This is a genomic window from Paenibacillus oryzisoli, assembly GCF_001653565.1.
Classification (GTDB): domain Bacteria; phylum Bacillota; class Bacilli; order Paenibacillales; family NBRC-103111; genus Paenibacillus_E; species Paenibacillus_E oryzisoli.
Genome location: NZ_LYPB01000059.1, coordinates 21,109 through 32,708, shown reverse-complemented (window position 1 = coordinate 32,708; position 11,600 = coordinate 21,109). Strand labels below are relative to the sequence as shown.

7 protein-coding genes are annotated in these 11,600 nt (G+C 44.9%); 1 reads left to right on the top strand and 6 read right to left on the bottom strand.

What is annotated here, in order from left to right:
- Positions 1-89 precede the first annotated feature (89 nt).
- From A8708_RS12255 to A8708_RS12230, 6 genes are all read right to left on the bottom strand, one after another.
- The gene (locus tag A8708_RS12255) at positions 90-3,659 is read right to left on the bottom strand and encodes a polysaccharide lyase 8 family protein (RefSeq protein ID WP_068663758.1); all 3,570 of its coding nucleotides are present in this window, start codon (positions 3,657-3,659) and stop codon (positions 90-92) included.
- 149 nt (positions 3,660-3,808) lie between these two features.
- Positions 3,809-5,482, bottom strand: a complete 1,674-nt coding sequence (locus A8708_RS12250; RefSeq protein ID WP_068663757.1) for an extracellular solute-binding protein — start codon at positions 5,480-5,482, stop codon at positions 3,809-3,811.
- Between the two features lie 128 nt (positions 5,483-5,610).
- Entirely contained in the window at positions 5,611-6,486 is an 876-nt protein-coding gene (locus A8708_RS12245) for a carbohydrate ABC transporter permease (protein WP_068663756.1), read from the bottom strand.
- Positions 6,487-6,529: 43 nt separating this feature from the next.
- Complete coding sequence (locus A8708_RS12240; RefSeq protein WP_338044192.1) at positions 6,530-7,516, bottom strand: ABC transporter permease; 987 nt, start codon at positions 7,514-7,516, stop codon at positions 6,530-6,532.
- A gap of 129 nt (positions 7,517-7,645) precedes the next feature.
- The gene (locus A8708_RS12235; protein WP_068663755.1) at positions 7,646-8,782 is read right to left on the bottom strand and encodes a glycoside hydrolase family 88 protein; all 1,137 of its coding nucleotides are present in this window, start codon (positions 8,780-8,782) and stop codon (positions 7,646-7,648) included.
- Between the two features lie 563 nt (positions 8,783-9,345).
- The gene (locus A8708_RS12230; protein WP_068663754.1) at positions 9,346-9,927 is read right to left on the bottom strand and encodes a TetR/AcrR family transcriptional regulator; all 582 of its coding nucleotides are present in this window, start codon (positions 9,925-9,927) and stop codon (positions 9,346-9,348) included.
- Positions 9,928-10,165: 238 nt separating this feature from the next.
- Between A8708_RS12230 and gdhA the strand changes: the two genes are divergently transcribed.
- Positions 10,166-11,536 carry an NADP-specific glutamate dehydrogenase gene (gene gdhA, locus A8708_RS12225; protein ID WP_239696649.1) on the top strand — a complete coding sequence of 457 codons (1,371 nt, stop codon included), beginning with the start codon at positions 10,166-10,168 and terminating at the stop codon, positions 11,534-11,536.
- The last annotated feature ends 64 nt before the right edge of the window (positions 11,537-11,600 follow it).

Below are 11,600 nucleotides of genomic sequence, written 5' to 3'. Positions count from 1 at the left end.
CTCTTCAATGAATGGATTAGACACACAACCAAACGAATGAAACGGAGCATATGACTGGACTGGAAGTTAAGTTAATCTACTCGAAAATCTTAAGGGTTATAGCTTACGAAGACATCATCTACGCTCATCGAACTAGCATTTCCGCCGATCGCTGTGCCCAGTCTATCAATCTTGGTCAATCCGCTGTAACGATAGTTCCACTGCGAGCCTTGCAGTTCGCCATTTACGTAGACATCGAACTTTTTCGTTGATGTGTTAATAATTACTTTCAAACGGTACGGCACGCCGTTCTCGATCGAAGTCAGTACGTTCGTTTGTGTGCCTCCATTGTAGCCCCAGATTCTGCCGTTCTGCATGATGAGATGAACAGCGCTGTTATTCGAAGTGAGACTGCTGTCCGCAATGACTAAGGCATTTTTCCAGTTGTTGTCATCGGCAGTGACAGTCGCTTCTGCGATAACCGTGCTATTGGCTGGCACTGTGAACGCCTGATAGGCCTCAGCTTTACCGCTGGTGGATGTTGTGGTCAGTTTGACGGCTTTGTTAGATCCGCTTACCGTCTGCACAACTCCCGTGTTTCCTGTAATGCCGCCGTTATCAAACACCCAGCTTCCTTGACCATTCAGATTGCCAAGCGCCAGGCCGTTAAAGTTCTCATTGATCAAGCTAGTTAACGTTAGCGGCTTATACGCAACTTTCACATCATCCACTTTCATGGAGCTGGCATTGCCAGCAATGGAGGTAGAGAACTTATCGAGCGTGGTTACGCCTGAGAAGCGATAATTCCAACCCGAAGCAAGCAGCGCATCGTTGACGTAGACGTCGTATTTTTTCGTCGAAGCATTGATTACAACCTTCAGGCGATACGGCTGACCGCTCGTGATTCCTGTTAATACATCCGTTTTGGTACTGCCGTTATAGCCCCAGATTTTTCCGCTTTGCATCACCAGTTGAGCAGCTACGTTACTAGCAGTCAAGCTACTGTCCGAAATGATTAGAGCGTTTTTCCAGTTGCTATCATCGGCTGTCACGGTAGCTTCCGCTGTGATATAGCCGCTTTGAGGTGCGTTAAACAAACGATACGCCTCGGCACTTCCGCTTGTTGAGGCAGTCTTTACTTTCAGCGATTTGTCCCCGCTCACGCTATTCTCTTTCTGTACAACAACGGTATTCTCCACAGCCCCTGCATTATTGAAGATCCAGCCATTTTGACCAGTCAGCATACCAACCGTCATACTGTTAAAATCTTCATTTACCGTGTAGCCAGTAACCAGCCCTGCGGAAGGTGTTGCAAAAAACGCCTTAATACTCTTGCCGCCAGCACCGCTCACATTGACAGTGAGGGTAGTCGTACCGCCACTTGTACTGGTTGTGATCCGAGAATCCTTATAAGCCACTGGCCCCAGTGGTTGTGTCAGCGTAAGTTGGATCGTCCCGGTGTTGGCCAAAGTAGGGTCAGATACGGAAACTTCCGTTCCGTTCTCGGTTGTGCGGACCATGACGGACGCCTTTTTGTTGCTGGTGACACCACTCACCGTTTTGGCAGCATCATTCCAGAAGTTAATCCCCAGTATGCCAAGCGCATTTTCTTGCACGGCCTGTGCAGCGGTTGAATTCTCAACTACGGTAATGTCCGGGTTAGCTGCATACGCATCCAACTGGCTACTAGACATTCCTGGCAATAGCACATATGCGTACCCGGCATTTGTCGGATTCGTCCCGTGATCGAACCACATATTCATGTAATTGCGTGTATAGTTCGTAAAGTATTCTGGACCTGTTGAGTATTGGTTAATGCTCGACCATTGGGCTGTTCTCGCCTCGCGTAATCCCTTTAATGTCGTTGCTGTAGGGAAGTAGTAACCGATATCGGAACCAGCCACATTTCCAGCCAAGTGAACCTTTGTGACTCCGGTCATCGTCTCACTCCAACCTAACGCAGTTGACTTTGCGGCGCCATTTACAGTTAGCGCATTGGTAGCGGAGCTGTTCAGCTTCCGGTTTTCAACAATCGTTTCAGCTACCTTATTGTCTGTGGAGGTGATGCCAGCTCCTAGACTCACAATCTCATCATCAAACATGAACCATGATTTCTTTGCTGTCAGCGTTGCACTATTCGCTGTGTACTGCATACCTGTAATCCCATATTGTCCCGATATTTCTGTGCCTCCGACCCAACTATTCGGATTCTTGGCATTCGCTGTTGCTGTTGTGTTCTGATTGACTGTCGTGCCAGGCAAGCGATAGCTGTTTACAGTTGGCCAATAAGAATCCTTGTATTGCGTCAAATCGGAGTTATAGAGATAGGTCATTCCATCTCCGGTATGCCAGCCTTTTAAATTCTCATTATTAACAATTTCAAAATTTCCGATTTTATTGGAAGACATAGAGATGCCAAAAGCAAATCCCGGTCTATGGTGAACAGCTCTAGCCATGTTGGGGTATTGTTTGTTCATGATTAGCGCATCTCTTGTGGAAACAGACGGATCACTCATAATTTGTTTCGTTTGCACAATTGAGCTGATCATGACCAAATCAGCGTACTTGGTAGGAGACGTAGCGTCTGTCATCCATTTCTTAATCATCGATTTATAGGCTGCCCGATCATCAGAAGATGGTGCTGACAATGCCATCCTTACTACAGAAGCTCCAAGCGCACCCATTGAGGTTAATCCATTATCATCACTGGCTAATCGTGCAATGTTTCTTCCTCTGACCATATCAAGCATCGACGTATTATAAAATAGGGGTTCAAAGGCATTGTAAACCCACTGATAGATGTTATCTACATCTGGATCTGTGATATCCCAGGTAGAACCAGCTACGACATACATGACCTTGGTCAAGTTATCCATTAAGCTTATGCCATAACCCCCGTTATACGGGATGAGTGCGGTATGTTGCAGAAACGAACCATCGCTATACATGCCCTCGCCGGAAGTCACATAATCAAATACCGAACTTAGCTGGTCCCTGCCTAAGATGATTTTGGCACTGTTCTTGACAATAATCCCGCTCGTAATCTTAATGTTGCAAGCCCATACGCGGTTAGCTCCAGTCAGACCAACTCCCCATGTAAGCGCTTGATAGTCGATGACAGCGTGCCAATTCGCAATCTGCGTTGCGGTTAAACTGGAATAAATCCAAGTTGTTATGTTATTAATGCTGAGTGGTGAAGAAATTTGCCAGTCAAACCAATTGTCATAACCTCTATACACGACGCTTGTGTTATACCTGTTCGTATACATCCAATCCATGGCACTAATAATATCCGCCAATAATGCTGCATTATTTTGAAGCGTTGAACCTCTTGTCACATAAGCTAGCGTCATGGCTTCCAGACGTTGGTAGCTCCCGGAAACATGCTCCGATTCCGTTGTTGTTGCCATATCACTCCATAGATAGGTTCTCCCTGCAGTCTTATTCATCGTATCCCAATTTGTCTGCGCAAGCGTAGTAATGTTAGTAATCTTACCGCTAATGTCGGGGTCTGCTGGATCGTAAGTAGATCCTCCAGTTGTAAGATCATACACTTTCGCCCGTAACGTGTCATACTCATCTGCCGCATAAGCAGGTTGAATGGGCAGTGCCCATACATTGACAAGCATAGCCACCACTAATATAAGCGCTTTCATAAAACGGAATTTCCCCATTAACATAATTAACCCCCTCTGAGTCGAATGATTTGGCGGCTTTACTTCAGCCTTTTCTTGCAAGTACCTAGTCATATGATAAACAAAATGTGCTTCCTTTCCGAACTAACTTGCAGCAGGAAGGAAGCACATGATGGACTAGCGAAGTGAGGTCATTATTTCGTCAACAATTTATAGTAATCTTTTGTGTAAATAACGTCTTTTTTGTTATCCGCATAAGCTTTAGTTAAGAAGTCATCGACTTTCTTACCGCCGCCTTTATCCCAAGCATCTTGCGCATCTTTCATCGCTTGATCAACCGTATAACCTGTTCCACCAACAACAGCTTTGGTATAAATATTTGTTAACGTATTCTTCAACGTGTTCTTGATGACTGTCAGATCTTCCGTCAATGTTACTGGAAGCACGACTTCGGAAGTTGTAGGACGATCCGCTGTAATGTAAGCCGCTCTACCTTGCTTCACTAAATCAATATACGCTTTATCCACCGGCTTGGAAGGATCCAATGTATTCGTATACTCTACACATTTGCCCATTGTGCCCGTTTGAGACATCATTTGGAAATCGCCATTCCAATTTAATTCTTTCTTGTTTTTCTCAGAATCGATCGGTTTCGGACAACCATCTACCATCTTATAGTGAACGCCTTCCATACCGTACATCAACGTCTGCTGAACTTCAGGCTGCATCAGCCAATCGACGTATTTCACAACAGCTTCTACGTTCTTGGCTGTAGCATTAATGGCAGACGTAAATTGCATAGGCACAGCACCGGCAGGCGAGAATTGCCCGAATTCAGACTTCGGAAGCGGAATAATCGACACTTTGGCATCTGGATTATTTTTGATCAGCGCCGTGTAGACATCGAATCCTTTACTTCCTTCTAACACATCAGAACCATAAATACCAAGTTTACCGTTTACCCAATCCTGTTGCGCTTTCGCACCATTTTTATCTGTAAACGTATCTTTATCTACAACCCCAGCATCATACATACTCTTTCTAAATGCTAAATCTGCTTTTGGACGATCCCATGTCCGGACATATTGATCATTGATCAGATGATAGGATGTGATCATCGGCAATGTCTCGTCACTTGCTTGATATAATTGGAAGAAAGCATCCACATCATAGAAAGTTGAACCTAGTGTATCTTTTTTGCCATTACCATCAGGATCTTGCTCAGTGAATGCTTTGGCAACTTGGAGATATTCCTCGGTTGTTTTCGGCATTGGAAGCTTCAATTTATCCAGCCAATCCTGGCGAATCATCACATAATGGTTAGCTGTAAATGGCAAAGTACGACCCATAAAGTACGTTTTTCCATTAAATCTCGTTAATTTCTGTAAGGACTCATTGCCAGCAATCATCTTCTTGTAGTTCGTGGAATATTTCGCAATAGCGTCATCGAGCGGGATAACTTGCCCTTTGGCCGCCAAATCCTTCATATAAGGATTCGAAAATTCCATAACTAAGTCAGGGGCTTGCCCCGAAGCGAACAGAACGTTCCACTTCTCTGAAGAGTTCGTACGTGGAACAGGGATAAACTCAACTTGCACAGGTGCGTTCTCGTTAATCCACTTCGTCCAACGGTTATTCGTAATGGTACCTTCACCCTCAGGCACATTATTACGATCATAAATGGAAACTGTAATTTTCGGCTTAGGACCCGCTGGTTTCGCACTTGCCTCTGTTGTGCTTGCCGCGCTTGGTGTCGTCGTTGCCGTATCTGACTTTTTGTCCGATGCACAAGCTGCAAGTAGCGTCGTGCTTGAGAGTACTAAGGCTAAGGAAATAGATGTTGCTTTTAATTTGCTGATTTTCTTCATATGAATAAGTCACCCCTCATGTAATGTACGTTCATTGTTAAGATAACCCCAATAATCTCATCTACTTGTAAAACTAAGACTACCATGTTTAGTGCTGCACATCACCCCTTTCAAGGAATTCCCAGCCATTACCCTTTCACTGCACCGACCATGACACCCTTGACGAAAAACCGTTGTAAGAATGGATAAACGATCAACATCGGTAATGTCATAACAATAACCCCTGCCGATTTAACGCCTTCCGGTGTAATCGCTGCTGCTAGTTCGGGCTGTGTATTCGTCAGCTCCTGCATCAAACTTTGATTCTGAATCATTTGTTGCACGAGTACCGCTAAATTCAGCTTGTTGGAGTCATTGATATAAATGAGAACATTCATGAAAGCATTCCAGTGACCTACTCCATAGAATAACGTTAACGCAGCTAAGACTGGCAATGACAATGGCAACACGATCTGAAAGATCAATCGCCATTCGGAGCAACCATCAATACGCGAAGCTTCCTCCAACTCTTCTGGTAATCCTTCGAAAAAACTCCTCAATACTAAGAGGTTCCACACCGTAATCAGACCAGGCAGCCATAGCGCTCCATAACTATTGATGAGCCCTAATTTCTGCACTAATAAATACGTGGGAATAAGACCAGCCGAGAAGATCATCGTGAAAATAATAGCGAATGAATAAAATTTGCGTCCGATAAAATAACGCTTAGACAAGGGGTAAGCAGCTAGGATAGTGAACACAATATTCAGGAATGTCCCAATCACAGTGATAACCACACTATTCTTAAAATCCTTGAGAATTGGACTTTCCTTGAATAGTGCACTATAGCCGTCTAAGCTTAAGTTAACGGGCCAGAAGCTTACCGTCCCCGACATCAATGCATGCTTATCACTCAATGACAACGCTAGAATATGAACAATTGGCAACAAACAACTGAGACCAATAAGTAGTAAAAATGTATAGTTGAGGGCGTAAAATATCTTCTCTCCTCTTGTATGCTTCATAAGCTTCTCCTTCTAATCGTTTGTCACATCGTTATCTGATTGCCTACCATAAGCCTTGGCCGAAGCTGCGCGCAATGCGATTAGCTGCAAGCACCAAGATTAAACCAACCAAGGATTCAAACAATCCCATTGCTGTCGCCAGGCTGAAATTCGCTTGTTGAATTCCGATTTTGTACATGAATGTACTGATGACCTCTGAAATTTCCAATGTGGCATTATTCTGTAGTACGAATACTTGATCGAAGCCTAATTCCATCAAATGTCCGATCTTCAAGATGAGCATAATAATGATGGTTGGCAGAATCGCCGGCAAGGTAATACGTATCGTTTGCTGCCATTTATTAGCACCATCTATACTTGATGCTTCATATAAGCTTTGGTCAATGGCCGTTAGTGCTGCGAGATAGATAATCGCGTTCCAACCCGCTTCCTTCCAAACGCCTGAGCCCAGATAAATGGCTATCCAAGAAAACTCTTTATATAAGAAGGGATACGATTCTCCAAAAAGCTTTTCGATCACATGATTAAGCGTACCTGTACTTTGTGAAAAGACCGTAACGACAATGCCCCCCACAATGACCCAGTTGAGAAAATGCGGCAGATAAACTAACGTTTGAACCAAACGTTTGAATTGCATCTTCCTTACCTCATTTAGCAACAAAGCTAATATGATCGGAACCGGGAATCCTATAATGATGCTTAACCCACTCAGTTTTAATGTGTTCCACACGATACTGAAGATTTGTTTCGTCTGAAAGATCATTTTAAAGTTGTCCATGCCTGCCCAAGGGCTGCCCCAAATCCCCTTAATGAAGCTATACTTCTTAAAAGCAATGACGAGCCCCGTCATCGGGTAATATTTAAATATGAAGAAGAAAAGGATGATAGGCACAAACATGATGTACAACGGTATGTTCTGTTTTAATACGCGTTTGCCATACTTCCTTACTAACCAATTGCTTTTGGTTCTGGCTGTACTCGCCTTCTGATTAACCATCGCTGGTGTTGAAGGAGGGAGTGTCTGACTCATCGGTGTCACTTCCTTGCTCTGTAATTTGAATTCATCGTACCCGCTAATCCGTGATCCATACAATATACATGATTTTGATTAGTTAACAGGGAGATGTCATAGGGATTCGCTATCCGATATACACTTTTTTTAGCGATATACATGCGCTTTAGCAGCGCCTATTTCCCAGAAAGATGGATAATCCTGCAGCTTCGCCAATGCTTCCATGTAGTAGTAATCGCCGTAAATGAGCGGCTTATTGATATTCTGATTCATCGGCACGTTCCCCGTACCTGAGCGTAGAATCGCTTCTTCGGCATGGTCCGCAACATAATGAAGTGATAGAGATTGCAAGATCGCACACGCCCCTTCCTTATAAAAGAGTGCCCGATCGCCTTCGCATACCTTGGCTAAGTCGAGTAGTCCGCTTGCCGCTATCGCTGCGGCGCTCGTATCCCGCGATGCCCCCTCGAAGGTAGGCAGGCGGAAGTCCCAGTACGGCACCTTATCCTCCGGTAAGTGTGAGAGGAAGAATGCGGCTGCATGCTCCGCTGCTGCCAGCAGGTCGGCACGGCCGGTATGTTGGTAGCTAAGCACCGAGCCGTAGATCGACCAAGCCGAGCCCCGTGCCCATGCGGACTCTTCCGCATAGCCTTGACCGCCAAGAGCGCCGGTGCGTTCGCCTGTCTCAGGGTCGAAGCAGACAATATGATAGGCGGAGCCATCCGCACGAATGAATTGTTTCGCAGCCATTCCCGCATGCGCCTCTGCAACATGCTTAAAGCGCGGGTCGTTCGTTTGTTGCGACGCCCAGTAGAGCAGCGGCAAATTCATCATGCAATCGATGATTGCCCATCCTACGCGCTCCGGGCTGTTCCATGCGCGGATGAAGTTTCCCTTCATATTGAATCGCCCCGCCAAATGGCTGGCAATCTTCAAAGCGCGGCGTTTGGACTGCTCATTGCCGGTGAGATGCCAATTCGCGATCGAGGTTAGCGTCCACATGAAGCCCATATCATGATCAAGAGGCTCGTAAGCCTCGATGACAGCATCCATTTGCACTTCGCAGTTCTCTGCTAATTGGCGTAATTGTTCATCTTGGCGATCTTGATATATGAGCCATAAGATCCCAGGCCAGAAACCTGCTGTCCAGTAATGCGGCGAGGTTAATTGAAATTGTCCTTCGTTCGATCCGTGAGGAAATGCTGCACCTACTCGCAGGCTTGTGTTCTTTACTTTGCGGACACCATGTTCCCAGGCCTCTCCTATCCATTGTTCTAGTATCATTATCTCTACACTCCCTCTTCGTTGAATGTCCCAAGCATATCGATCAGAGGCCGCTTGCTCAATATACATGTTTTCGTTGGGTTAACAGGCGAGGTGTGTGGACGCGAAAAAGCGCCGCGCAAGGGGAACTAACCTTGTGTGGCGCTTCGTTTCAACGACAGCTCTGTTGTGCCGTCTGTTTTGAGGCGTTGAAATTTCAAATAACTGGATAATATACAGTTAAAATCAGGAATTTCTTACGATTTCCAACAATAGCTGTACAATGTCCATCTAAATTTCATCGCAATTCGCTAATTCAGGAAAAACACATCAAATTAACATCATATTTTCCAGTTAATCTGAAATAATGTCCCTAAACTGAGATAATAACATCATATTTTCCAGTTAAATGGGTATCTCGTGTCTGGGTAGCGTGCAATGGATGCACTGGAGGTATTGGGCATAGGAATGAGGTATTGGAATGGGGCCTGGGGTTGCCCTGCGATGGCCTGAGGATTACCCTTTGCTTGCCCTGGAATGGCCAAGCTCCCTCTCACCTAAACTCTTTTCAATTTCTATCTCTTCTATGTAAGTGTACGCATCATAATAAACTGCTTAGCTAGATAGACCGGCGTATAGGGCATATCTTGACGAAGCCAAGCAACAATGGTGCCGATTAATGCGGAAGAACCGTACCATATGGCAATATCTTTTTGAATACCTGCTGTAGCTAATACAGACTCATCCCCCATCTTCTCGATTCGTGAGGTAACCAATTCCGTCAGGAGCCTTAACATGCGCTCTGTAAAAATCGGAGTCCGTCTTGAGGCAAGTACGACTTTATAAAACTTCGCATGTTCGGCAAAGTGTTCCAGTAAATTCACTAACATCGGCCAATCTTCTTCCTTGGAAATCTGAACGTCCTGCGCATGAGTCAAAATGCGATTGATGTCTTCAATCATTTCATCTGCCATCTTCTCGAGCATATCGGGAATATCGCGATAATGGAGATAGAATGTAACTCGGTTAATGGTCGCGCGCTCTGCTATGCGATTGACTGATATTTTCTCGATATCCATTTCCTGAAGCAATTCGATAAAAGCGTCTTTCAGCAATTGACGTGTTCGAAGAATTCGAGGATCAATGCGCGGTGTTCGATTATCCATATAGGCAATTCCTTTTCTTTTCCATAATAAAACGTATCCTGATACATTGTGCGAAAATTCTAATTCACAATTTGCAAAGTATACTACAACTTGTAAATTTAGTCTAATGATCACTTTCGTAACACCAATTCGTAAGCTTACATGACATGTAAATTTTGATTGCCCAATTGGCTCGAATAAGGTAAAACTATACTATTAAACTTTTTATCATATTTGAATTGTGAAGGTGGATGACAGCGTGTTAGTTCAAGTGGAAAATGATGTAGTTGCAAGAGAATATGCCCATGGCGTATACGAAACTGTAGTCAAACGTAATCCGAATGAGACCGAGTTCCATCAAGCTGTTAAAGAAATTATCGAATCCTTAATTCCAGTCCTGGCTAAACAGCCGAAGTACATGAAACACGGCATTCTAGAGCGCCTTGTAGAGCCAGAGCGTTTAATTACTTTCCGCGTACCATGGGTTAATGACCAAGGGGTTACGCAAGTGAACCGTGGTTTCCGCGTACAATTTAACGGCGCAATCGGTCCTTACAAGGGCGGTTTGCGTTTTCACCCTTCTGTTAATGCTAGTATTATCAAATTTCTAGGTTTCGAACAAACACTTAAGAACTCCCTTACCGGTCAGTCGATCGGCGGCGGTAAAGGTGGATCCGATTTCGACCCTAAAGGCAAATCCGACAATGAAATTATGCGTTTCACACAAAGCTTCATGACTGAGCTTTATAAATATATTGGACCCGATACAGACGTGCCAGCTGGGGACATTGGTGTAGGTGCACGCGAGATTGGTTATATGTTCGGTCAATACAAGCGCATAAGCGGCGCTTACGAGTCTGGTGTGCTCACGGGTAAAGGTATTATCTACGGCGGCAGCTTAGGTCGCACAGAGGCTACTGGATACGGCTGTGTTTACTTTGTAAATGAAATGCTGAACTCCAAAGGTCTTAGCTTCGATGGAAGCACAGTCGTTGTTTCTGGATCTGGTAACGTGGCTATCTATTCCATCGAAAAAGCCGTTCAATTGGGAGCTAAAGTTGTTGCTTGCAGCGACTCCAATGGTTATATCCATGATCCCAATGGCATCTGTCTCGAAACCGTTCGTCGCTTGAAAGAGGTTGAGCGTACGAGAATCAGTGAGTATGTGAAGGAACACCCACATGCAACTTACCATGCAGGCTGTAATGGTATCTGGTCCATTCCATGTGATATCGCGCTTCCGAGTGCGACACAGAACGAAATCGACGAAGAATCAGCAAGACTGCTTGTCAGCAATGGGGTGAAAGCCATAGGCGAAGGCGCGAACATGCCATCCACCTTGGATGCGATTGATGTCTTCCTACAGGCGGGCGTTTTGTTTGGGCCAGCCAAAGCAGCGAATGCAGGCGGCGTTGCTGTATCGGCGCTTGAAATGTCTCAAAACAGCATGAGATACTCTTGGTCGTTCCACGAGGTAGATGATAAGCTGCACGCGATTATGAAAAACATTTACAGAAGCGCCGTACAAGCAGCTGAGGAATATGGACACCCTGGCAACCTCGTTGTCGGTGCAAATATTGCAGGATTTACCAAAGTTGCCGACGCGATGATCGCACAAGGTGTCGTTTAGACGCCATTGTCAAGAGAACTAACATGCAAAATTAGTGCTTTTTCGACAATTGAACATGACATGG